Raw genomic sequence first — 25,089 nt, 5'->3', positions numbered from 1 at the left:
ATCTAACAGTCTAGCCCGCAGCGCTACGAAAGCCATCTCACAGCTCACCGCGTTACCGCTGGCGCCAACTGAGCAAGTGGCACATAGTACTTGCTATATCGCTGTCCATCTTCGTAAAGCTGTCCCGCAGGATCGACCACCAGGACTGTGGCGCGGCGAGTAATACGATTGACCGTGCCGGTATGCAGCCGACCATCGAATTGAAAGCAGACTCGGGTACCCACTCGCACGTTAAACTTGCGATCTGCCCGCTCTTGTTGGGTGATTAAATCGTGCTTGTGTTCCGAGTGTCCGAATAGCCGGCCAGCGATTGCTTGGAATCTGGGTGCAGCGCAACAACTCTCGTTCCATAATAGCATTTCGATCAGATGGACCAACTCGTGTTCCATGATTCGTTGCATGGCTTGAAGGCGATTGCTGCATAAAGCGCCAGTGACCCGGATTGGCCGTTCTAAATCGCTAAACGTCTGAAACAACAGCGGACCAGACAGAACGATTTCGTAGTTGATGACGCGCCGTCCTAGTCGATGATCCATGCGAACGGTCCGCACCGTCTTGCCGCCATTGCTCGTCATTCGCGAGGACCAGCGAAAATGCAATCCGCAATTCCGGGCTAGCGCCAAGCAATGGCCGCCTAAGAAATGCTGGTCGTACAACTCGGCCATGGTCTGCAAGTCAGCCGCTGATGAGCGCACGAAATTGACGCCTTTCATCAGCCGCGAGCAGGCGATGGTTTGATGGCCGACCAGAAAGCTCAAGCCGCGGCGCTGATGGTCACTCAGTTGGCGGTGCGTAACCAAATGCAATAACTGTTGTTGATGGAATTGCAGCTTGTCGTCCGACAATGCAGCGCTGCCACAAGGCACTGCCGTTCGGTACCTAACCTCGGCGTTCGCACGGCGGCGAGCGAACGATGGACGCAGTTTGTTGAACAGTCGAGCCATAAATGCTCCTCGCTGACGGCCACTTCCTACTTGTCAGCCTGCCAGCGATTGCTTCACCTGCTAGGCTTCGGTTCTACACTATTCTAAGGGCTCTTGGTATGGCTAGGCCAGTAATCAGCGAAATTAATTGCGGGTTGGTCTGCACTGGGTTTTCAAAGTGGACTGGATTATAATGCGTCATCGTCGGGGAATTCGAAAAAGATACCTATAGTGTTGTGTTGTTGCTGGAGTAATGTGATGAGACTTCCGTTGTGCTTGGCGTCGCTGATGTGGTTGTTGACTTGGATGCCAGCAGCCAGGGCACAGTTTCAATTGGAGAAAGAGGACGCTGGAGTTCGCGTGCTGTGGAATGGTCAACTCATCACTCAATACTTGACCGCCCGCCCTAGCCCCATTCTGTGGCCATTGTTGGGGCCAGATAATGTAAAGCTGACACGAGACTATCCAATGCTTCCCGACACTGCCGGGGAAAAGCGGGATCATCCCCACCATCGCTCGCTGTGGTTCACGCACGGTGCCGTCAATGGCAGCGATTTTTGGCACAAAGGAGGTACAGTTGTCCATCAGGAGTTTACCACTCTCGAATCCGGCCCGCAGGCGGTAATCGGCAGCGTGAACTTGTGGATCAAGAATGATGGCGAAAAGGTACTCACGGAACGACGCAGGATGACCTTCCATGCCGACGAGGACATGCGCTGGATCGACTTCGATATCGTATTGGACGCTGAGTTTGGGGAGGTGCACTTTGGCGATACCAAAGAGGGCTCCTTTGCAGTACGGGTGGCGGAGACGATGAAGGTCGATGCAGGTAAGGGCGGCCGAATCGTCAATAGCGAAGGTAAAAGCAATCTGCTGGCCTGGGGACAGCGGGCGGCCTGGGTCAATTACACCGGCCCCGTCGGCGAGAAGACCTACGGCGTGGCCATGTTTTGCCACCCCAGCTCGTTCAACTTCCCGCATCGCTGGCACGTGCGTACGTATGGGCTGTTCGCCGCCAATCCGTTTGGTGAGCAGCAGTTTGTGGGCGGCTCCGAATCGGGTTCGGGCGTAGTACTCAAAGACTCTGAAGCACTCAAGCTGCGCTACCGAGTCTTGCTGCACCGAGGTATTTCAGACCAGCAGGTTTTGCAGAAGATCAACGATGAATTTGCCAATTCGGAACCCGTGGCACTTTGATCGGCAGTTTGCCATGCGCCTGGTGTGCTAGTGAGGCGTTGCAGGCATACGTGTTAGGGCGTGGAAAACTGAGGTTGTAGATTTGCCTGCCCAGCCTGATCGGGTGCAGGCAGATTGGCGGCGTCCCCCAACAGCTGCCGAATGAACTCGACTTTGGGATCACGCTTGCTAGTAACCTTCTTGGACGTCAAGTAGTCGGACAAATATCGCAGCGTCTCCGGGCGTTCAGGGATTTTGAAGCGATCGCCCTTTTGCAGGATCGGAAGATAGTCGGGCATACTGCCAAAGGCACGCGTGCCAGCGACTTGACATGGGAACCAGTAACCCCGCCCATCCGAGGCTTCCAGGTAGAACTCCGGGTAACAATGGTTGGGAATCCAAACGCAGCGCGCCGGTACTCGCGCTGCGCGGCACAGCGCTACAAAAATTCCAGTCATCTCCTCGCAGTCACCTTTGCGTTCACGAAGCGCTTTGGCTAATGTCTTGAGATCCCCTTCGGTGTAAACAATATTGTCGCGAACCCAGTCGTACAGTTGTTCAACGCGCCGCCAATCCGTGGAGGGCTGCTGCGAGTCGATCTGTTTGACGATCTTCTTGATCTCGCCTAAGTTGGGATCGATCTGCGGGCTCGGCAATAAGAATTGGCGGATTGTCTTGTCAGGTCGTTTCGGTGCGACCAGCTCTGCGGTCTCCTCGGGACCTGCAATTTGGCTCTTGGTAAAGCGAACCTTGATGGTGGCTTCAACGGGCTGTGGAGCTTGAATCAGCGGAGCGACCAATAGCCATTGTCGATTGCCGCCGGGTAGATCGCGGAACGAATGCTGCATGCCGCGCGGGACGTGAATATCCAGAACCTCGACGGTCTGCTCGGGCCAATCAGTCGGAAAGACAGTCTGGGCTGATGTTTCAAAGAGACTGCCTTCGCTGGCCGTGATGCGCACGCCAATCACCATCTCGAAGGTCTTGGGCGCAACATACTTGAGCGGTGACTCAATAGCCGCGATTTGCTGGGCCGCGATCGGGTTTAGGCCTCCAGCGCCTAGCCACAGCAGTAGATGAACGGCCAGCGCTTGGCGAATGGGAGACATAGTCAATGTCAATGATTGGTGCGGGAGACAACGGACGCGGACTCGTCCATTTTAATTACTGCCGCGATGGGTTTGCCACTGGTGGGGGCAAAGTATTGCTCATGGGCGGTACAACAGTTCCACCATAGGAGTAGTTCCCGCCAACGACTTCTCCTCCGTAGTAACCAGAGTCACCTATGGCCGCGCCCTCGTAACCTGGATATCCTGCGGCATTGCCGCAGTCACCGCAACCCGGTGCTGCATAAGCGTCGGGCGTTCCGGTCTGACAGCCACTAGAACGGCACATTGCGCCGCGGAACGGTCGAAATGGCAGCCAGCCATGACCGCAACCTGAAGTTGTCGTAAATACGATCCCTAGCAATATTAGCTTTTTCATCATCTGCTCCTCAGGCACATTTTCGACAATCGGTAGACTTGATGTTGACCCGGAGAAACTTACCTCTTGTTACACGGTGTGCAAACGAAACATGATGAAATTTAGCAACATTCAGCGGAATTCAGTGGAATCTAACCGATGGAAAGATTCAACATCTCACTCGACCACTGGTACTGAAGCCGCACATTCCATACAGGTAGCACAAACGAATTCTGGCGTGCAATTCGATGGCGGCCAGATAGCTCAAGTAGAACCACGTGAGACTCGCGTTTACTTCATTAATGGCATATTCCCTGGCTTGCCTGCTGGCAGCAGCTGGCCCGTCGTCGCTGGCAACCGGTCAGGATCGGGGCGAATTAGTAGAGTTATCTCAGGTCAGCACACCAAGAGCGGCTCTCGAATCGGAGAGCACCAGCCAGCACTCATTGTGGGAAATCAATTCGCGAAACTCAGCCACCGATGTGCGAAACGCTGCCTGTTCAGACAGCCTTCCAGTGGCACGCTGTAACGCAGGACACTGGCAGAATTCAGCTCACCTTGAACTCTTAGCCGACATAGCTGCCAATCCAGCCAGGACCATAATCTACGTTCACGGCAATCGGACCGACTGGGCAGATGCTCGAGTCCGCGCAGGTGTGGTGTATCAGTTATTGGTGTCGCGGGCAGACGGTCCTATCCGCGTAATCAGCCTGAACTGGCCTAGTGAACGACCGCCTGCTGTGTTGCCCAAACAATTGGTGTCTCAGAAGCAATCGACTATTACGGCTACGAGTTTCCATTTAGCCAATTTTCTGCGCCGGCTGCCCAGCGATGAAGTACGCGGCATAATCGGCTTTAGCTTTGGATGTTCCGTCATTAGCGGTGCCCTGCATTTGCTAGCCGGTGGCTCCCTGGATGGATGCCAGTTAGCTGCCGCTCTCCGCCCGCCCTCGGCGGTGCGTCTAGGGTTTGTTGTGCCGGCCTTCGATTGCAACGCCTACTGCTCAGGAGGTCGATACGAGGCGGCGCCGGTAGCGATCGAATACCTGGTTAATCTGTACAACTCGCAAGATCCCATTCTAAAACACTTTCGACTATTCGACCAAGTGCATCCTGTGGCTGCAGGCTACGCTGGGCTAAAGGGACTGGATGGTCGATGCCAGGAAAGCTGCCACTGGCTGCAAGTTGACTGTCGCGCGATCGGCAAGACTCACGCCGAAAAGGATTACCGCCGCTGTCCGAACTACAGGGTGCTGATTGACAACGTCCTGGGTAAACAGTTGCAGCACGACATCGGCGACTAATCCCGAGCGTTCGGCAAGACCGCTTAGAAAACTAGCCCTTTGGCCAATTGCCGACCATCGCCAGGCATTTTGGGCCGCGCTTGAGCCCAAGTCCCCACCACTCAGAAAACCGCCTGGTCGCTGGCAGCTAATAGCGGATATTGAAGTGGACTGGGTTGATGAGTGAGTGAGTGAACGCCGACTCCCTGTCGCACACACGCCAACCGCTCAAATGTTATAATCCTAACTGGTCGTCAAAATCAGATAAGTCTGCCCGACTCACCCATCCTTCCATTCTGGGGATTTGGTTAAGATAATTGGGCTGTCAGATTTAGGCTATGGATTGCGGGCGCTCATTGGCGCGTCACACTCCATAAGCAAGCGGTAGCTTTTACACGACGAGTGGTTCAGACATCGAGCGCCGTTGGAACGACGTCGGCAGCCAGCGTTTGAACTTCAGGCCATGCGAAGACTATCCAGAAACCATCACAGAAAACGGGTTGCGCAATGAAATTGTCTCAAACTAGGTGGCACCTTCTAGTTCTCTTCCTGAGCGGATTTTTCTCCGGTGGACTGTTGGCAGCCGAATATCCGCCGTACGACAAGGTCACTGAAGGGTTCAAGAAGATCGAACCACCCTCGAGCGAACCCGGATCGATGTACACCGTCCATGTCAAAGCGGATACGAGTGAACTGTTGTTGGAGTTGCCTAAGAACTTTGCAACCAAGAAGTACTTTATCGGGCTAACGGTAGCCAGCGGACAGATTTTTGCCGGCTTGCAGGCTGGAGATTTCTACGTTCAGTGGCGCGAGTATAACAAGCGACTAGCGCTGATCGAACCGAATGTTACCATTCGCTCCGGCGGTGACAACGAGTCTAAGGACTCGGTTAATCGTTTGTTTACCGGCAGCGTGCTCTTGGATTTGCCGATTATCACGCTGTCGCCTTCAGGTGGCCCAGTGATTGATGGTCGAGCCTTGCTGGTCAACAACGCCAGCGTCTTTTTTGGTTCCTCAGGGCGCAGCAAAAATCCGGCACTAGCCAAGATTGTTAAGACCAAAGTCTTCCCCAAGAACATTGAACTAGCGTTCGAGCTGCCCAACTCCTTCGGCAATTTGCAAACGCTGTATTACTCGATAAGTGAAATTCCAGAAGCCAGCGATTATCATCCGCGCGTCGCCGACCAGCGCGTCGGTTACTTTACCACGCGGTATTCGGACTATGGCAAGTACAAACGTGATGAAATTGTCGTGAATTACGTCAATCGCTGGCACTTGAAGAAGCGCGATTCGTCGCTGAAGGTGTCACCGCCTGTTGAGCCAATTACGTTCTACATCGAGCACACTACGCCGGTACGATATCGGCGGTGGGTCAAACAGGGCATCGAGAATTGGAATAAGGCCTTTGAGAAGATTGGCTTGTCGGATGCCATCGTGGTTCATTATCAGGATAAATCCACCGGTGCGCACATGGAGAAAGACCCCGAAGATGTACGTTACAATTTCGTTCGCTGGCTGAACAATAACGTCGGTACGGCGATTGGACCTAGTCGCGTACATCCCGAGACCGGACAGATTTTGGACGCCGACATCATCTTGACCGACGGTTGGATACGGCACTACCACAGTAGCTTTGACAATTTCATTCCACTGTTGGCCATGGAAGGTATGGACAGTGAGACGCTGGCTTGGCTGGCCGATAATCCGCGCTGGGACCCGCGCGTTCGATTCGCGGAGGCCAATCGTCGTAAGCAGTTGGTGGCCGAAATTCAATCCAAGTCTGCCCAGGATCCCAATCAAATGCGATCGCGACTGATGGGAGCTGACGTGCTGGATGGCCTAGTGGGTCGAACCAGTCAGGTCAATGGGTTTTGCATGGCCCCTGAAGGTAAACGAATCGACACGGCCCTGATGCAGATGTATCTGGAAATCGGCCAACATGCGATGCAGGCTGAACTACAGGAGGGTGCTGCTGATGCAGACGATGGCGTGAGCGGCGCTTGGGATCTGAAGATTTCAGGCGTTCCGGAACTTGGCGATGCCGATGGAACCATGAATATTCAAGCAGAATCCAACGGCAGCGTGTCCGGCAAACTGACTGTCGTCGGACAAGACGTAGACATACGATCGGGTACCTGGGATGCAAAGAACCGCAAGCTAGAACTGGAATTCGCGCCGCCCACGGCTCCCCCTGGCAGCAAGGGCACTCTAGCAGGCGTGGTTGATGGAGAGTCGATTAGTGGACAATGGGCCATTTCAGTCGACAGCGCTCAAATGTCGGGGACCTTCTCAGGAACTCGAACCAGCAAGCCAACTTCCAAGAGCGATCAACCGGCAGTTGACTCTGGCAAGCCATCCGAAAAACCTGAGGCCACAGAAGAACCGAAAGATCCGAAGTCTGGCGAGCCAAAGTCGGATGAACCCAAGAAGGACGAACCCAAGCAATCTGAAGAATCATTGTTGGATGGCATGCCTGAGAGCTTCGTCGGTCCCTTGCTGTCTGACTTAGTTGCGCACGAAGTTGGCCATACGCTTGGATTGCGCCACAATTTCAAAGCCAGTAGCTTATATACGCTCAGCGAAATCAACAGCGATGCGATCAAAAACAAAAAGTCGCTAGCTAGCTCGGTGATGGACTATCTGCCGATCAACCTGCGGATGGAATCTGGCGAGCTACAGGGTGATTACGGCATGATCGGTATCGGACCATACGATTTCTGGGCAATTGAATATGGCTATACCTTCGAGAAGAACTTAGAGCCGATCCTGGCGCGTTCGATTGAGCCTGAATTGCAGTATGCGACCGACGAAGACACCCTTGGACCAGACCCACTGGCGCGACGATACGACTTTAGTCGTAATCCGCTGGAATATGCCAAGGAGCAAGCGCTGCTGATTGAGCGTTTCCGCAAGCGACTGATGGAGAACTATGTTAAAAAGGGCGACAGTTGGACTAAGGCTCGCGAAGGCTACGAGCTGACGCTAGGCTTGCAGATTCGCAACACCAGCATGATGAGTAATTGGCTGGGCGGTGCCTTTGTCAATCGCGACAAGAAGGGCGATCCCAACGAACGCTTGCCTATCACCGTTGTTCCCGCTCAAGATCAACGTGACGCGCTGAAATTCGTCTTGGAATCGACTTTCCGCGACTCGGCGTACGCGCTATCTCCCGATCTGCTTTCGCGGCTGACTAAAGATTTTATGGATGTCAACTTTGGCACCGATCCTACCTGGCCCGTGCACGATCGCATCCTGTCAATGCAATCGTCTGCATTGACGCAATTGATGAATCCAACTACGCTGCGCAGGGTTTACGACAATGAATTCCGCGTGCCAGCCGACCAAGATGCATTGACGCTGCCTGAACTGTTGGGCTCAGTGAGCACTGAAATCTGGAGCGAATTAAGTGGCGAAGCGGGTGAAAAAGCTTCAGATCGTGCACCTAAGATCAGTAGCCTGCGCCGCAATTTACAGCACGAACACATGGAACGCTTAATCGACCTGATATTGCCAAGTTCAAGCAAGTCGGCGGCTGCCAAAGCAATTACCAATTTGGCGGTGCTGCAGTTGCAAGAACTGAAGGGCAGGATCGAGAAGCAGCTCTTGGTGGCCGGTGACAACCTGGATACCTATTCTAAGGCTCACTTGTTGGAGTCCAGCAAGCGCATGGGCAAGGCATTGGAGGCTCAATATATCTACAACCAGCCTCAAGCAGCCTTTAATCCAGCTAGCATCTTCTTCTTGGGGAACTCACCGCAAGATGCTGTGGAGTCGGCCGCGACCCCTGTAACTCAAGCTCCCATTACGGAATAATTGTTACCTGCAACGATCCAGAATTATCACCCAGTCCCGCTACGGCTTCGTTGATTCGCAAGAACAACTCGCCGGAATGCGGGACGGTGATCGTTGCCTGTCTGCCAACTGGCCATTGCGCCAACCCATCCGTGTGTTCCGGTTCAGAGTCGATCGGCCCAGCCACGGCCAGCATTAGCGTGCCTAGTGGCTGACCACGATGATATTCCAGCGTGACGCCTTGTGGCTGGCAGATCCATGGTCCGGGCTGCTGTCCCACGACGAATTCTCCGGTGGCCGAAAACGTCAATTGCTGGCCGGCCTCGACGCTTAAGCCTGTTGCCTGCCAGTTACGATCGGCCCGCACCAGTATCTGTTCCGGAGCGCTGACCTGTCGCGTCTGCTCCGAAAGGGTTAGCCATCCATTGGAGTCTGTAAAACCGTAGTCGAGTTCATCGATGAAGGCGATCCACTCCGCGCGCAAGCGAGGCAATTTAGCGGCCAAGCGAGAGCGCAGCCAACGTTGAAGCTGGGTACTATCCATGGCCGGTTGTTTGAGCATGGTGGCAAATAGCTGGCTTGTTTCAGGGTGCTGCTTCAAGAACAAAACCAGCGCCCAGCTCCAAGCATAGGCTTCGACCTGTTGATGCGCCGAGGAACTGTAACGCAGAATTGCATCCAGCGACGGCGCAGGGTATTGCTCAGACTGTTGGCGAATTAGTTTGACGCGCCCCCAAAATGGTACCTCATCGCGCGTTTGGGGAATGATGCCTAGAGTTAGTCTTGCATCGACAATTCGGTGAGTACCGTGGAATTCGGCTAGCCCCTCCATCAGCCACGGAGCGTGGTACTGGCCGTAGCGCCGAAACATGAACCAGTGAGTTCCCTCATGCAATAACAAATGCCGCCGGTAGTACGGGCTGGGTTGATCGACGACCCATATCTTATCTCCCGCTTGCCAACCGTGATTGAACTGTGGCAAGTCATCTGCAATCAGCCCCGCTTGCCGAAAACGCCCGCGATCCAGCATGATGTAGACCGTCACTTGCCAGTGGCGTGCCTGTTCGGATTTGACATCGAAAGCCTGACACCACTGCGGCATTGCCTGATCAAACAGTTCGGGCAATTGTCGCAGTTCGTTGTCCAGTGGCAAATCGGTAATGATTCTGGCATGTTGTCCGCCGGGAATCAACGTTAATCCTTCGGGCAATGGCTCGCCGGCCCATGCCGCTGCGCCGATTGACAGTGTTAACAAGATGTTCAGGAACCACACCAGTCTGCCCATGCACTATTGGCCTTCCGCACAAATATTAGACACGATAGGCTTGGCGACGCTTAGCCAATCGCCCAGTGCCATGATGATCGACTGCGTACGGCAGCCTGCGTTAAAGGCAACACGATTTTCCACAGCTCCCACGGTTGAATCTGCATATAAGGGGACCGGGAAAATGGGTTCGCCAAATGGTGGCAGCGCCCCCGGCAGCACACCTGCCAATTGCCACAGTTCCTCCGCCGATGCAAACCGTAGATTCTTAATCCCCAGCCACCGTTTGAACAGGCCCGAATCCAACTTGCGATGCGCGGGAAGAACTGCGATCAGATAATCGGTCTCCGCCTTCAATAGCAATGCTTTGGCCCCCACTTCCAGAGACTCACCGCGCTCGCGCGCCGAATCTTCCGACGTCAAAGTTGGCTCGTGCTGAAGGTGCTTGAATTGGATATTGGACGCTGTTAGAAGCTCGATGACGCGCATGACCACCGCATCGCTCATGGTCTATCTGTCTCCATGTTCTTCGGCTCTCACAATCCGGCAGGGTGTCGGATTGAAACCCCAAAACGCCATCATATCACAGCTGGTACTTCAATCTGTTCCGCTCGTCCGTCAAATTCTGCGCCAAACTGTGGCTGGTCGCTAGTCGTGACCAGCGTTAGAATTCTGCCTGCCAAGTCCAGGCTGGTCGTATTCTATTACTCGAGAATGAAGTCGTTTAGTTAGCCATGGGTCGCCAGTACATTTTCACCATGAAGTCGATGACCAAGAAGCACGGGACTAAGGAGGTTCTGAAGGACATTTGGCTGTCTTTCTATCCGGGTGCCAAAATTGGGGTGTTGGGCTCCAACGGCGCAGGCAAGAGCACGCTGCTGAAAATCATGGCGGGTGTTGATCGAGAAATCGATGGCGAGGCCCGGCTGACCGATGGATTCACGGCTGGATACTTGCCTCAAGAACCGCAACTCAACCCGAACAAGGACGTACAGGGCAACGTCGAAGAAGCGGTTGCCAAACGGCGAGCGATTCTCGATCGCTACAACGAGATCACCGGAATGTTGGGCGAAGTGACCGATGACGACAAGCTGCAAAAGCTGTACGACGAAATGGAGCGTTTGCAGGATGTGATCGATGCGAACAACCTGTGGGAATTGGATCGCCAAGTGGAACTGTCGATGACCGTGATGAATCTGCCGCCCGGCGATGCCGACGTTACCAAATTGTCCGGTGGCGAGCGACGGCGCGTGGCCCTGTGCAAACTGTTGATTGAACAGCCCGATTTGCTGCTACTGGATGAGCCGACCAACCACTTAGACGCCGAGTCCATTCACTGGTTGGAACACCACTTGGATCAATATCCAGGCACGGTCGTGGCGGTAACGCACGATCGCTATTTTTTGGACAACGTCGCCAAATGGATACTGGAATTGGATCGCGGTGAAGGGCACCCCTTCGAGGGCAATTATACCGCCTGGTTGGAGCAAAAGCAGGCCCGGCTGGAACGCGAACAGCGACAACAGCTCAGCCGTCAAAAAACGTTGGCTCGCGAGTTAGAATGGATTCGATCCTCACCGCGCGCTCGTCAAACCAAGAGCAAGGCACGCATTGCGGCATACGAAAAGCTGGCCGCAGAAGACTTTGAAGATCGGCCAGACGAATTGGAAATTCAGATTCCACCGGGTAAGCATCTGGGCGAATTGGTTATCGAAGCCAAGAACCTTTCCAAAGCCTACGGGGATCGCCTGTTGATCGACAAACTGAACTTTAGCCTGCCGCCAGGTGGCATTGTAGGAGTGATCGGCCCTAACGGTGCCGGTAAGACCACCCTGTTTCGCATGTTGACCGGACAAGAACAACCCGATGGCGGCAGTTTACGAGTCGGTCCGACAGTTGAACTTGGCTACGTCGACCAGAATCGCGATGCTCTGAATGCAGACAATACTGTGTATCAAGAGATCAGTGGTGGCCATGAAATCTTGGAAATGGGCAAGCGAAAAATGAATTCTCGGGCTTACGTTTCCAAGTTCAATTTTCGCGGAACCGACCAGGAAAAGAAAGTCGGAGTGTTGTCAGGCGGTGAGCGAAATCGTGTGCACCTAGCCAAATTGCTGCGACGGGGCTCGAATGTCTTGCTGCTGGACGAGCCCACCAATGATTTGGATGTTGACACGTTGCGCGCGCTGGAGGAGGCCATACTCAATTACGCTGGCTGCGTCGTGGTCATTACGCACGATCGCTGGTTCCTGGATCGAATCGCCACGCACATCTTGGCCTTTGAAGGCGATGGTTACGTGCATTGGTGCGAAGGCAATTTCGATACCTACGAACAACAGCGCCGCGAACGCTTGGGACTATCCGAAGGCGAAGTGCAAAAGTTTCGGTACAAGAAACTGGCAACGTAACCCTGTGGATGGTCCTGCCTTGGAAAAAACGATCCAGCGGCAGTGTCCGCGCACTGCTCAAGCCCCTCACGGAACTTTAATACTGTGTACGGTAAGGATCGTCCCAAGTTTGCATCTGTGCGTCTAACAACTGCCGCATGGCTTCAAGCTGCCTGGCATACTGCGGATCATTGGCCAAATTGCGGTGTTGTGAATCGACAGCTGAGTCGAGCAACTTGGCGAATTGCGAGTCGTGATGTTCGACGAGCAATTCATAGGGATTTTCTGCTAAATTGAACAGTTGTAGCTGATGCTGGTTGTGGTCGCTTGCGGCGTACTGGATCAACTTCCAATCTCCGTGTTGAACACAGCGAATGCCAGGCTTGGCGCCACCGCTGTAGGCACCATACATGACGTCGCGCAACTGTGGTGCTTGGCCCTCGACGACAGCGCGAAAGCTCTGCCCTTCGTTGGACTCTGGCGCGGCGATGCCGGCCCAGTCGCAAACCGTGGCCAGCAGGTCCATGAGATAGACATTGCCCGTCGCGCGACTGCCAGGGGCAATGCCCGGACCCGATACGATCATTGGCACCCGCCAGGTGTGTTGGTACAGATTCTGCTTGCCCATCAGGCCGTGCCGGCCAATGGCGATGCCGTGGTCAGCCGTATAAACCACGTAGGTATTGTCCAATTCGCCCATGGACTCCAAATGGTCAAGCACGCGCCCCACTTGCTGGTCGAGATACTCGCAGCAAGCGAACTGACGGCCAATCTCGTTACGAACCGTGGCCTGGTCTCGCCGACGCCAGACACCGCTCACGTCGATTTCATCGCGCACATCGTCGTGGGTGGTGCTGAACGGATGTGCGGGAAGATAATTCACGGGCAATCGCGGAGCCTGTGTATTGGCGGCCGGTGGATGATGGGGATCGGTATGATTGATCGCACCGTACTTGTTCAGCAGATCCTTCGGCCCGTCGCGAGGGTCGTGCGGATGCGAAAACCCCAAGTAGATCAAAAATGGGCGCATATCCGCCTCGGCGGCTCGCGACTGTAAGAACTCAATCACGCGATCAACGTGCCAGGGGCTGCCCGTTGAGTGTGTGCTGCCGCGTTTGGTTTGATCATGCCGCACCGCAAACTGCCGGTTGGCCGCTTCGTAACTGTTGCCCTGCTTACAGGTCCGCATGGTGATGTAGCCGGCACGATTCAATACAGCGGGTAGCGTATGCTCATGAAGGTCTGGCGGGCAGCGGTCTTTACCTCCAGGCGCGCCCGGCAGTCGCCAGAGGCTACGACCACTCATAATCATGTACCGCGATGGCAAGCACACGGCACCGCTATATGAACCCAGGTGATAAGCAGCGTCGATCACCATGCCAGTTGTGGCGATGCGATCGATGTGTGGTGTATCTAGCTGCGACTTGGGATCATAAACCTTCAGGTCCAGCGGCGACTGATCGTCGGCAACAATGATCAGAAAGTGCGGACGACGTTCGCCGGTTTCACCCTGCTCGTAAGCCCCAAAGGTCATCGCCTGTGAGACCATGATTCCGATCCATAACACAACTAACGGTGCATGTTGGCGAACTGTCATATTTCACTCTCCACTGCCGGCTTTGACAATTGTGCGGCCAGTCGTATCGCTGCAAACAGGCTGTTGGGCTGCGCCTGTCCCTGCCAAGCGATATCGAAGGCGGTTCCATGATCGACCGATGTTCGGACAATTGACAGTCCGAGGGTAGTATTGACGGCAGAATCGAAGGCCAGAGCCTTGACCGGTATGTGTCCTTGATCGTGATACATGCAGACCACCGCATCGCAGCCAGCCAGTTTGTTAGGCAAGAACGCAGTATCGGGCGGCAAGGGACCTTCCAGGATTACGCCCTGTTGTCGAGCCAGCTCAATGGCGGGCACAATCAACTGTTCTTCTTCGCCATTGCCGAATAGTCCATGTTCGCCAGCGTGTGGATTCAAACCACAGACCAACAGACGCGGTGGCCTATTGCGAATCTGCCGCAGCGCCTGGTCGGTCAGCATGATCGTGTCCAGTATCCGCTGTACCGACAGTAGCTGGGGGACTTGGCTGTATCCGCAATGCACGGTCACAAAGGTGCAGGTGATCTTTTCTGAATACTGCATCATGCACCAACGATCGCTGGCCGCCGACCGCTCGGCAAACATCTCGGTATGTCCCGGATAATTGTGCCCGGCCAATTGCAAAGCCTCCTTGTTGATCGGCAGCGTCACCACCGCATCGACTTGACCCGCCAGTGCCGCATCGATCGAAGTCTGGATGAACTCAAAAGCAGCCTGACCACATGTGCGATCAAGTCGTCCTGGCTGAAAGCTGCTTAGGTCGATGTGAGGATCGTCTACGATGGTCACTGGACTTGATGGCGCACCTGGTCCCGATTGGCGGAACTGCCGCAGGGGAATTACCAGGCAATTCGGCAGGGGTAGTCCCGTAATCTCACAACAGCGTCGCAATACAGCCCTGTCGCCAAACACAATCAATCTACAGCACCGCCCAATCTGCTCCTCCGCCAGGGCTCGTAGAACCAATTCAGGCCCGACGCCAGCGGGATCCCCCATAGTTAATGCGATGGCTGGAAGATGTGTCATCGAGAAAATATCCAAAGGGGCAACGGGGACACAGCACAATACCGGCTTGTTACAAACTCAATAAAACTACATTTTACGCTTATCGACCCAAGCGAATATGACTTTCCAACCTGCAATCGATGGAAATCTACACAAGAACAGCATGACTCGGCTAACATGAATTGGTACTATTTGATGCGCCGACGCTAATGCCACTTGAGCTTCAACGACACGCCTCCAGGACTGACATGCGCGATTTTGAACTCCAGAAACTATGGAATCGTCTGGTCGACGGCCTGCATTGGCTGGGCTGGGCTGTAAAAGTGCCATTCTGGGTAACAATTGGAGCTATCGATGCGGTATGGGAATGGGTGTACGAATTTTTCACCGGGCTAGTGCCAACGATCGAGGAGTCGGTTCCAACCGAGGATGAACTACACCCGCCGGTGCCAGCGACAAGTTCCCAGGACGCTACCGGCGTGACGGAGAAAGCCAGCGAGGATCCCTCCTGGTTTGAGCCGATTCGACTGACATTGGAGTTGGCTGGGGCGATTCACATCTGGTTCGTGTCGCGGCCTTGGTTACGGCTTTCTGCGTGGGCAGTACCCTCATTCATTGTAGCCTTGGCTGCGATGATTATTGCGTTTGCCGGTGATGCCGATCGCACCCGGCTAGCTCGCCGCTACATTGATTTGGGATTGAGTGAGCTGGCCGACTGGGAGCAGGCATTTGAACTATCGCCTCAGGCCCGGCAAATAGCGGTTGGCATCAGCAACTCCAATAGCTCTGCAGGCTCATCGTCCCCTCCAAATGCGTTTGAGATAGGCGGGGAGAACTTAGCGTCAGTCGATCATCCGGCGATTCGAAGCACGCAGAACAGAAAGATTTCGCCGTACGCTGAATTGCTTTTTCGTCGAGCACAATTGTTGATGCCTCAAAAACAAAGCACCTACATTATCGGCGCGGCGCTGATTCAGAATGGATCTGTTGATGCTGGTCGCCGAATGTTGCGCCGGGTTTCGCCGGACAATGCGGTTGGAATGGACAAAGGGCACGCGATGCTGGCCGCCAGTTATTTGGAGGAGTACTTGGTGACGTATGATCAGAGACTGCTGCCGCTGTTTGAACATCACGCCAATATTTCGGCGCTGATGCCAAACACGCCTGCCGAAGTGATGTTGATCGCCAGTGAATTGCACTGGAAGGCCGGGCGTCGGCAGACGGCCATGGAACTCCTGGAAGTTGCCTCTCAGAAGTCTGCAGCGGCCAGTCTCCGCTTGGTAAAGCGAGCCGCTGACATCGGCGATCCTCGATTGGTGTCCACAGCTCGCAATACGGCACTACAAACGCTACTCAGATTGCTAGCCGACAATCCTAAAAACGCGCTGCTGCGCGCCGAGGCAGCCATGTTGATGGGGACCGATCCAGAGGAGCTCAAGCGAGCTGAACAATTATTGCGCGAAGGCCTCAAAATTGGCCCTAGCAGAATTCTTTCTCGGGCACTGTCAGAGGTTCACCGTATTGACTTCTTGCAACAGATGACCAATCCACAAACCAAGGTCATCAACCTCAAGATTCTAGACAAGGCGTTTGCGGCTGATCCAACCAATCCACTTGTGGCAGACGTGATGAGTGATCTCGTCGTCAAAGCCAACAAGTCCTCGCCTCAATTCAAGTCCTCCCTCGACCGCATATTGATATCTGGCGAGGCGACGATGGTCACACATACACTGATGGCAGAACTGCATCTGTTTCTGGATCGCGAAAAAGATGCCACGGTGCATTTGGAGCAAGTACATGCGCTATTTCCCTCGGCCATTAAATACGCTTGGTTGCTGACACGATCATACGCTAAAGAGTTCCGCTGGGAGGAGGCCGAACAAGTTGCCACCGTGACACTCGATCTGCTGGAAGCCAAAAAACTACTCACAGAACGTTATTGCGGCGACTTGCTGGAATTGCTGGCTGAAATCTACGAACAAACGAATCGCCAGACGAAAGCGGTGGAGGTGCTAAACCGGCTGTTGAGCGTTGATCCCGCGCGTGTCAGCGGTCGACAGAAGCTGATGCATTTGCACCGTGCATTAGGTAACGAGATTCAAGCGCAAGAGCAACAAGTGGCCATCCAACGCATTGAAGCGGAAAAGGCATTGCCTCCAACAACCAGTCCGTAATTGGCTTGACGAAGTCGGCGCGATTACGCATCGTTCGGGGGCCTGCGATGCTAGTCAGTGTCGCAAGTTTTATCGGAATGATCAAATTGGACCGCATGTCTTAGGGTATTGCGAAAGCCTGCGGTCATCTTTTGGGGACGACAGCACTGTGAGTACGTATTCTTGAATTACCTGACGTCCGGTGGTACTTCGACAATTCTATGGTAAGGTAACCATTGCCTAGTGCGCACAGTGACGCACGATTTTTGGGGACGGCCCAATGTCTGGCACGATCAATTCTTGCGGAATACACCGATGACAACACCGACACTACAAATTGAGGGTTCAAGACGCCCGATTTCGATACTTTATGCCATTTGGTGCGCGCTGGCGGGTAATGTGACGGGGCGGACGAATGTGACTCTTATGAGCACTGCATTGTGGTTCAGCGGTGTGCTAACCAGTACATGTTGGGCAGAAGTGTCTAGCATAGAAATCGGGCGATATCCGCAAGAGGTCTCCCGGCAACTAACTGAGGCCGCCGGTATTTCGCTGGTTGATGCTCGCGGCCTGTTGGTTGATGACAAGGGGGCCTTGCATGTGCGTACTGCCGAAAATCATCTGGTCATGGATGCGAATGGCAGTTGGCAAGTCGCAAGTGTGAATCAATTCCCTCTGGCCAATCAAATGCTCCAGGATGGCGACCGGAAAGTCTTGGCCACGGATGCTGGAGTTGCAGGATTTCAGTTCGGCCAGACTCAGCCGCTGGGACTCGAGGGCATCAAAGTCAACAGTCTGTGCCGTTCCTCCACTGGTGTTTGGGTCGCGGCCTCAGCTGAAGGGCTGTTCGAGTCGCATGATTTGATGCAATGGAACAAAGTGGACGTTCATGATCCCGGCGGCCGTCAGTGGGCTGCTCGCGACGTGCGCGCCGCAGTGTACGATACGCGTGGACGATTGTGGGTAGGTCAACCCGCCGGCATTGCCTGTCGCGAACTCGATGGCTGGCGATTTTACGAAGGTCGCGATGGCGTGCCGTACGCCGACTTTACCTGTGCCGCTGCAGGTTCAGATGGCAGCGTCTGGTTCGGCACCAAGCTTGGCTGCGTGGGATATCGCGACAATCAGTGGCTGTACCGCCAAGGTCCAAGGTACATTCCTGGTGACCACGTACGAAGCATCGCTGTTACAGCAGATGGCACGGTGTGGATGGCTACCGACGGCGGTGTCGCCGGACTGGGCAGCCAGCCGATGACATTGTCGGACAAGGCACGATTTTATGAACAGCAGATTGACCAATACATTAAACGCACCGAATATGGATACACGTCCGAAGTAACATTAAAGGCACCTGGTGATTTTTCGCATATCATTTACAGCGATAGCGACAACGACGGTCTGTGGACGGCCATGTACGGTGCCTCGCAATGTTTCGCAGTGGCAGTCACTGGTTCCGATCAGCATAAGGCCGCTGCCCGACAGGCTTTTGAGGCTATTCGGTTCTTGCAAAAGGTCACCCAAGGTGGGTCGCCTTCACCACCTGTTGGCTACATCGCGCGCACGATCCTGCCAACTTCGGGTCACGATCCGAACGTTGGCCGTTTGGAAAGTGATCGACGGTTTCAAGCCCGAAATGATCGGCTGTGGAAAGTCTACGAGCCGCGCTGGCCCACCAGCGCCGACGGCAAGTGGTATTGGAAGAGCGATACCAGCTCCGACGAACTTGATGGCCACTATTTTTTCCTGCCGTTGTATTATGACCTAGTGGCCGATACGGACGCTGAACGCGAGCGCGTGCGTGAGGTGGTGCGCGACATGACTGACCACCTAATGCACCACAACTATCAAATGATCGACGTCGACGGGACCGCCACGCGCTGGGCCATTTTTAATCCAGAAAACTTAAATCAAAACCCCGATTGGTGGATTGGTCGCGGCCTGAATAGCTTGAGCATGCTGGCCTATTTGACCGTAGCTCAGCACGTCACCGGCGATAAAAAGTACGGCCAGGCGCTGGAGGAATTATGCAAGAAGCACAGCTACGATGCCAACGCTATGAATGCCAAGGTCCAATATGGTATCGGTTCCGGGAACCAGTCGGACGATGAGATGGCCTTCATGAGCTTTTACTCGTTGATCAAGTACACGCCCAATCCACAACTGCGCCAGACGATGTTGCTGTCGATGTACACCTACTGGCGGCTAATGCAACCCGAGCGCAATCCGTTTTTTAACTTTGCGTACGCGGCCCACGGATTGGGGCAGTCGTTTCAAGGCACCCACGGCCGGCTTGACTTGAATCCGTGGGGTGGTTGGCTGGAGGATTCAATGCAAACGTTGACCGGGTTCTCGCTGGATCGATTGAATTGGTCGCACCGCAACAGCCATCGACTGGATTTGGTCGATCTGCCCATCCAAAGTCGCGTTGAACCTGGTGAGCGGCCTCGCCGTGGCCGCGGTTACTTGGTTGATGGCAAAGTGCTGCCGGTGGAGAATCGCCACTTCAATCATTGGAACACCGACCCATGGCGGCTGGACTATTCCGGCGATGGGCGACAGTTAGCCAGCGGTACGGTCTTTTTGTTACCTTACTATATGGGGCGATATCACGGATTCATCCACGAAGTTGCGAAGTGAGCGCTCGAACGCAGCTCGATGGATGCTAGTGGGCCGCCGGTCGGCGGAGTTGGGTAACATGATGTCCAGTAGCTTGAAGCAGTTCAGCGCATAGTGTGGCCTCGACCATTCCTGCCCTGAGTTCACTCAATGCGGAAAACACGACCGCAAGGTATGATTGAGCATTGCTTTGCCGATTTTGGTGCCGACGCGCTGAATCCGCTTCAGCCTGTGGTGCTGCGCCGGATTGAAGCCGAGCATGCACCGGAACTGCGTGACCAAGTACGCCGACTGGTGCCGCGTCTGCCGGGTGTCTACGGCATGGTCGATGTTTTGGGACGACTGATCTATGTCGGGAAATCCAAGGCACTTCGCAATCGCCTGCTGAGCTATTTTCTGCCAGGCAACGAAGAGGATAAATCGGGGCGAATCGTTCAATCGACTCGGGCAATCGTCTGGGAGACGCAGCCCAGCGAATTCGCGGCGCTCATTCGCGAGCAGGCCCTGATTCGCCAATTCCAACCACGGCTGAACGTGCAGGGCATGCCTCGCCGTCAACAACCGGTGTTCGTTGGCTTGGGGCGTCCGCCAGCAGAACAGCTGTTTGTGTCACGCCGCTCAGAGAGTTCCGCAGTTGTGCAGTTGGGGCCTCTGTTCGGTGCGCAACGAGCCGCTCGCGCGGTCGAAGTGCTGAACCGCCATTTCCGATTGCGCGACTGCTCGACATCGCAGCCATGCAGCTTCAGCGAACAGATGCAACTGTTTGACATCGAATTGCGGCCAGGATGTATTCGGCTGGAGATTGGTTCGTGCCTCGGTCCATGCATCTCGGCCTGCTCGCGAGGTCAATACAGCAAACAAGTCTCCGCTGCCAGCCAGTTCTTGGCTGGTCGAGATGATTCGGTTCTGGCGGAAATGGAAACGCAGATGCTGCGAGCTGCCCAAAACCATCAGTTTGAACAAGCTGCCAGAATTCGAGAGGACCTGCGGGCTGTCAAGTGGTTGTCGCATCGAGCTGCGGAAATCGCTCGAGCGAGCCAGCGATATACGTTTGTGTATGCCCTGCCGCCATCAGTAAAAGGGGCGCACGGAATCTGGTATTTGATTCGTCGCGGCATGATCGAGGGCGCCGTCACAGCTCCCAGAAGCGAGGCCGAGGCCAGCCAGTTGGCTCCCCTGCTACAGCGATGGTGGACCGAGCCCAATTTAGTGGGTTCGGTCTTTTCCGCTCGCCCGGAAACGCTAGCGCTGATTGCCAGTTGGTTTCGCTGTCAACCCACTGAATTAAAACGTACGTTTAGGCTCCCCGCAGATGGTCAACTGCCGCCTCAATGCTGGCAAAGCTGCGGCCCTAGAGTCAGCGTAGACTAAACTTTCCAATCGCCGACAGTTCTATTGCAGTCGTTCGCCACAAAGTATCTGCCGGTGGCAGCGTAATTCAACCGATTGACATCTGTGAGGGTGTCGCAACGCAAGGTACATCGGGCGACGAAATCTCATTGGCAGAAGTCGTAGGCGTCGGGCAAGGCATTGGAATGAACCGCAAAATGAATCGTGTAATCAATACCCGAGGTTGGCTAGCTGCTGGCACCTTGGCCGTCATGCTGACCGTCACTTGCTTGGTAGTCGAAAAACATTTGCAACTGACCAGTTCCAAGCTATGGCGGTTTGCCAGTCGGTCGGTTGAACCCGAATCCTTGGGAGGTTCTAGCATCGTTCTGCGAGTAGACACGAATCTGGAGTCAAGCCAACGCTGGACTCCCAATCGCAGCGCAGGCCTGCATCGCCGCCAACAGATCAGCGCTGGACCGGCTAGTCTACTGCGCCGCCCACCCGATCCGGCAGCCAATGCTGTGTTGCGAGAACCGCTGACGTCTGATGATTTTGTGAGTCTTCCGCTAACACGTGGACACTCAAGTGCTGAACTATTGATGCACAGTATGGATCGAGCGCTGCAGGCCCCGATTCAAACCGTGTCATTGGCCTCGGCGCCCGTGTACGAGTCATTGGATAGCAACGACAGTCAACGCCTGGAAGCTTCGCGATCGCCAGCGGCAACCGCCAACATGATTCCGGAGCCCACCAGTCTGCTAGGCGAGCTTGCTGAACTGAACAAATATCTGGCTGAAAATGGCGATGGCGCGCCCCTGGATTTCGCTGCACGCGGTTCCAATCAAAGATCAGATGCCGTATCCACTGAGCAATCTGGAGCAGCTTTTCCACCGACCGGACAAAAATACGTCTCGACAAACTCTGGGGCTGAATCCGTCGGAATGGCTGTGATGTCACAGTGGTCTGATGCCGTGCAGACTCAAGTGCGTCTGCTCATTTCGCAGCGCGGACTGGAACATCCCGAGTGTCGTCCCATCTTGGACGAACTGACAGAACTCAGTCTTGCCGGCGAACAGCTTGGACAACAGTGCACAGACTACAACTTGGCTCAAATGCTAATTCGCACCGGCTATTCGCTCAAGCGACGAGTCGACACGTGGAGCGCCATTCGTAGTTGCCTTGACGAAACTTCAATCCAGCTTTCCAGCCCACAAGCGTCTCAAGTCGCCAGGAGTCAAATTGCCCTGAGCGTGGCGAAACTCGAAGCGCTGCTTTCTGAAACTACCGACCGAGATGCTTGGCGTCGCTATTTGCTGCTGGATGAATTGACGGCTTGGACAAACGAAAGCAGTGACGACTGGCGCGACGGCCATCGAATTGCCAAGAATTTTCTGTCGCGCATCAGCTGGGTGCGATTGGACAGCCGTCAAAGTAAATTCCTGGAGCAAGACGCCGTGCGCGAAGTTGCCGATAGCCTGACCTCGTGGAGCCGCAGTCCCGTGGATTACCGACATCTGCTAACTTCGGTCGAACAATCGGAGATCGATGAAAACTCACGGTTGGCTGCAAATGTGGCGGAGACCATTCAAATATTGAGAAACTCACCCAGCATCAATCAACGACAATTGGCAGATACACTTAACACCCACTATCGCAACGCCAATTTACGACTAACGATTTCACAAGACATGATCCAGCGGTTTTTGCCTGAAGACCAGCACGAAGTTCGTCCCGTTCGCCAGAATATCCTGGGAGCCCAGACCTCAGGTGACAGCGCCATTCAGACGCGCTTGTCAGTGCGGCTGCAGCCTGATCCTCAGGCTTGGAATATCGAACTGGGTGTCGATGGCGATATGGCCAGCAAAACGCAGAGCAGCAAAGGTCCGGCGGTATTTCACAATACAAGTACGGCACAGATACACAGCCAGCGGTATCTGCGCATGGGGCCAACCGGTTATGACGTCTCAACCAAGCAACCCACTCAAGTCGCCTCGCAGGACTATTTGCACAAAATGAGTACCGACTTTGATGGGCTGCCCGTAATCGGCGATTTCGCGCGCTTAATCGTTCGTGAACAATTCAATCAAAAGCGCGGCTTGGCGAAACGCATTACCCAGCGCAAAATCGCGCAGGAAGTCGACCAGGGGATCGACAAGAGAATTGAAGACAGTCTTACCAGTTTAGAACGCGATTTGCGCCAGCGGATTTTGGGTCCGTTGGAGCGGTTAACACTCGAGCCAATGGTGGTATCGATGAGCACGACGCAGGATCGCCTGACCATTCGCTATCGCCTGGCGGCACAGTCGCAGCTAACTGCTCACACTCCCCGGCCGCGCGCACCGACTGAATGCCTGACTAGTTTCCAAGTCCACCAATCGGTCATCAACAATACTATCGAAAAAACGGGCTTGAGCGAGCGAAGCTGGACGTTAGCTGAACTGTATCAGCGCCTAGGCGACATTTTTCAGACATCGCTGACGCCACCCGAGGATGTGCCCAATGATATCAGCCTGCGCTTTGCAGCCCGTAACCCGATCACGGTGGAACTGAGAGATGGACAGTTGCGGCTTCACCTGAGGTTCGCTGAATTTCGCCGGACTGAAGGTATGCATATCAAGAACTTTGCAGTCACATCAACCTATGTTCCAATCGCCGATGGTTTGAGCGCCGGTTTTGTGCGCCATCCAGAAGCAGCGATCGAGATTCAAGGCAAGCACTTGCCGATGCGCGACCGTTTGGCACTGCGAGTGATCTTCGCCAAGGTCTTCGTTTCCAATCCAGAGATGTCGCTGATCGCCCAGCAATGGAGTGATGATCCACGCGCCGCGGGACTGGCTGTTTCGCAGTTGGAATTGCGTGACGGCTGGTTTTCTATCGCGGTGTCTTCGGCAGATAGTCCGCTGGCGGCAGAGGTTGCCGCCCGGTCACAACTGCTGAAGCCCACCATTCACTAAGTCAAGCTGCGCTTGGGTAGCTGCCGCCGCCAGTCGGCGGCAATGGGCTTGTTCCACTGAGTCACTCGTCCTGCCTGCCACTAGCGTACATCCTGGCGTTGCACAGAATCAATCTCCATAATCAAGTCGGCACCGTAAGCCTGTGCTGGTGTGCGAAAACCAGCTTGAAATTGCCCGGCTAGAATTTTTTCGGCAACCAGCAACGCCGTCAGCGCAGTCAGAGTATATCCTTCCGGTCCTTGAAGTCGCGATTCTACCTCGCGGCCACTCGCATCACGAGCCAAGCCCCAGAGAAGCGATTTTCCTTCGCTACGCTGCTTGTCTGAAGGTCCTCCGGCCGGGATCTGCTTCTGCAAGTACTTTTGCACCGGGCCGCTGGCCAGCAGCCATCCCAGGTAACGTGTCAGTTTCATGCCCTGGACGACCGACCTGGGCATTACTGAATAGACTTCGATGTTTGGAATGCCTGTCGAATAATAGGCGGTAGAAACGTCCCCCCAAGGAATTGTGACCGCTGACTGGCTACCAGTGCCAAAGTCGATATTTCGAAACTTCCAGGCGGCAGGCACCGGGGTGATTTTTCCGTCTCGACGAACGGCTCCCCCGTGCCCAATATTCTTGGTCATCGTGGCTTGTGTTCCGTGCGAAAGTCGTCCGATGCCATGAAACGCCAGCCACAGTTCGGTAGCCGACGGCAAGCGGTTTTTCAGATGCAAGGCTAAACAGTCGCTGGGCACCACGTCAAAGCCAACGCCTGGCATGACCATGATTCCGGCCTGGCACGCCTTGGCATCGGTCTGCGCACAGGACTCGAACACAGCGATCTCTCCGGTAATATCAGTATAGTGCTTGCGCGTCCTCAGGCAGGCATCGACCATAGACTTCCAGGTCACACTAAATGGACCGGCACAGTGTATGACCATGGCAACTTCGTTCAGGACCGCGTCCAGCTTCTGTGGTATGTCCAAGCCGCAAACGCGATACGGCAGGTCGAATCGCTTCGCCAAAGCTCCAACCGCCGCTTCATTGCGGCCCGCGAGCAGCGGACGCATGCCGCGCTCGACGGACAGTCGCGTAATGAGTTCACCGGTGTAACCATTGGCACCATAAATTAACATGGGTGTCATCGTGCTGTCCTGTC

15 protein-coding genes are annotated in these 25,089 nt (G+C 54.7%); 8 read left to right on the top strand and 7 right to left on the bottom strand.

What is annotated here, in order from left to right; translation table 11 throughout:
• Positions 1-44 precede the first annotated feature (44 nt).
• Entirely contained in the window at positions 45-944 is a 900-nt protein-coding gene (locus tag KF752_00170; GenBank protein ID MBX3419945.1) for a hypothetical protein, read from the bottom strand.
• Positions 945-1,181: 237 nt separating this feature from the next.
• On the opposite strand from KF752_00170, the gene KF752_00165 reads away from it, so the two are divergent.
• Positions 1,182-2,120: a PmoA family protein gene (locus tag KF752_00165; protein ID MBX3419944.1), complete on the top strand. Its 939-nt coding sequence runs from the start codon at positions 1,182-1,184 to the stop codon at positions 2,118-2,120.
• 53 nt (positions 2,121-2,173) lie between these two features.
• Here KF752_00165 and KF752_00160 read toward each other — a convergent pair whose 3' ends face one another.
• A complete protein-coding gene (locus tag KF752_00160; protein ID MBX3419943.1) occupies positions 2,174-3,208 on the bottom strand; it encodes a transglutaminase domain-containing protein in 1,035 nt (344 codons plus the stop codon).
• Positions 3,209-3,841: 633 nt separating this feature from the next.
• Here KF752_00160 and KF752_00155 point away from each other — a divergent pair.
• Complete coding sequence (locus KF752_00155) at positions 3,842-4,867, top strand: hypothetical protein (GenBank protein MBX3419942.1); 1,026 nt, start codon at positions 3,842-3,844, stop codon at positions 4,865-4,867.
• 486 nt (positions 4,868-5,353) lie between these two features.
• Positions 5,354-8,659: a zinc-dependent metalloprotease gene (locus KF752_00150; GenBank protein MBX3419941.1), complete on the top strand. Its 3,306-nt coding sequence runs from the start codon at positions 5,354-5,356 to the stop codon at positions 8,657-8,659.
• On the opposite strand, the gene KF752_00145 is transcribed toward KF752_00150, so the two are convergent.
• Entirely contained in the window at positions 8,649-9,923 is a 1,275-nt protein-coding gene (locus tag KF752_00145) for a hypothetical protein (GenBank protein ID MBX3419940.1), read from the bottom strand. The two genes, KF752_00150 and KF752_00145, sit on opposite strands and share 11 nt — an antisense overlap.
• A gap of 3 nt (positions 9,924-9,926) precedes the next feature.
• Entirely contained in the window at positions 9,927-10,409 is a 483-nt protein-coding gene (locus tag KF752_00140) for a hypothetical protein (GenBank protein MBX3419939.1), read from the bottom strand.
• A 227-nt stretch (positions 10,410-10,636) separates the two neighbouring features.
• Between KF752_00140 and ettA the strand changes: the two genes are divergently transcribed.
• Entirely contained in the window at positions 10,637-12,310 is a 1,674-nt protein-coding gene (gene ettA / locus KF752_00135; GenBank protein ID MBX3419938.1) for an energy-dependent translational throttle protein EttA, read from the top strand.
• A 76-nt stretch (positions 12,311-12,386) separates the two neighbouring features.
• On the opposite strand, the gene KF752_00130 is transcribed toward ettA, so the two are convergent.
• The gene (locus KF752_00130) at positions 12,387-13,886 is read right to left on the bottom strand and encodes a sulfatase-like hydrolase/transferase (protein ID MBX3419937.1); all 1,500 of its coding nucleotides are present in this window, start codon (positions 13,884-13,886) and stop codon (positions 12,387-12,389) included.
• Positions 13,883-14,914: a 4-hydroxythreonine-4-phosphate dehydrogenase PdxA gene (gene pdxA, locus KF752_00125; GenBank protein MBX3419936.1), complete on the bottom strand. Its 1,032-nt coding sequence runs from the start codon at positions 14,912-14,914 to the stop codon at positions 13,883-13,885. Before pdxA ends, KF752_00130 begins: the two co-directional genes overlap by 4 nt.
• A gap of 227 nt (positions 14,915-15,141) precedes the next feature.
• Here pdxA and KF752_00120 point away from each other — a divergent pair, with 227 nt between their 5' ends.
• The 4 genes from KF752_00120 (at position 15,142) to KF752_00105 (ending at position 23,948) form a co-directional block, all read left to right on the top strand.
• Positions 15,142-17,067, top strand: coding sequence for a hypothetical protein (locus tag KF752_00120; GenBank protein MBX3419935.1), 1,926 nt, complete (start codon positions 15,142-15,144; stop codon positions 17,065-17,067).
• Between the two features lie 405 nt (positions 17,068-17,472).
• Positions 17,473-19,683 carry a hypothetical protein gene (locus KF752_00115; GenBank protein ID MBX3419934.1) on the top strand — a complete coding sequence of 737 codons (2,211 nt, stop codon included), beginning with the start codon at positions 17,473-17,475 and terminating at the stop codon, positions 19,681-19,683.
• Between the two features lie 129 nt (positions 19,684-19,812).
• Positions 19,813-21,033: a GIY-YIG nuclease family protein gene (locus KF752_00110; protein ID MBX3419933.1), complete on the top strand. Its 1,221-nt coding sequence runs from the start codon at positions 19,813-19,815 to the stop codon at positions 21,031-21,033.
• 176 nt (positions 21,034-21,209) lie between these two features.
• Entirely contained in the window at positions 21,210-23,948 is a 2,739-nt protein-coding gene (locus KF752_00105; GenBank protein ID MBX3419932.1) for a hypothetical protein, read from the top strand.
• A gap of 80 nt (positions 23,949-24,028) precedes the next feature.
• Here the strand turns inward: KF752_00105 and KF752_00100 are convergent, their stop codons facing one another.
• The gene (locus tag KF752_00100; GenBank protein MBX3419931.1) at positions 24,029-25,075 is read right to left on the bottom strand and encodes a saccharopine dehydrogenase NADP-binding domain-containing protein; all 1,047 of its coding nucleotides are present in this window, start codon (positions 25,073-25,075) and stop codon (positions 24,029-24,031) included.
• Positions 25,076-25,089: the final 14 nt, after the last annotated feature.

Source organism: Pirellulaceae bacterium (genome assembly GCA_019636385.1).
Classification (GTDB): Bacteria; Planctomycetota; Planctomycetia; order Pirellulales; family Pirellulaceae; genus Aureliella.
The sequence above is the reverse complement of the archived record's forward strand: the minus strand, read 5'-3'. Positions and strand labels throughout refer to the sequence as shown.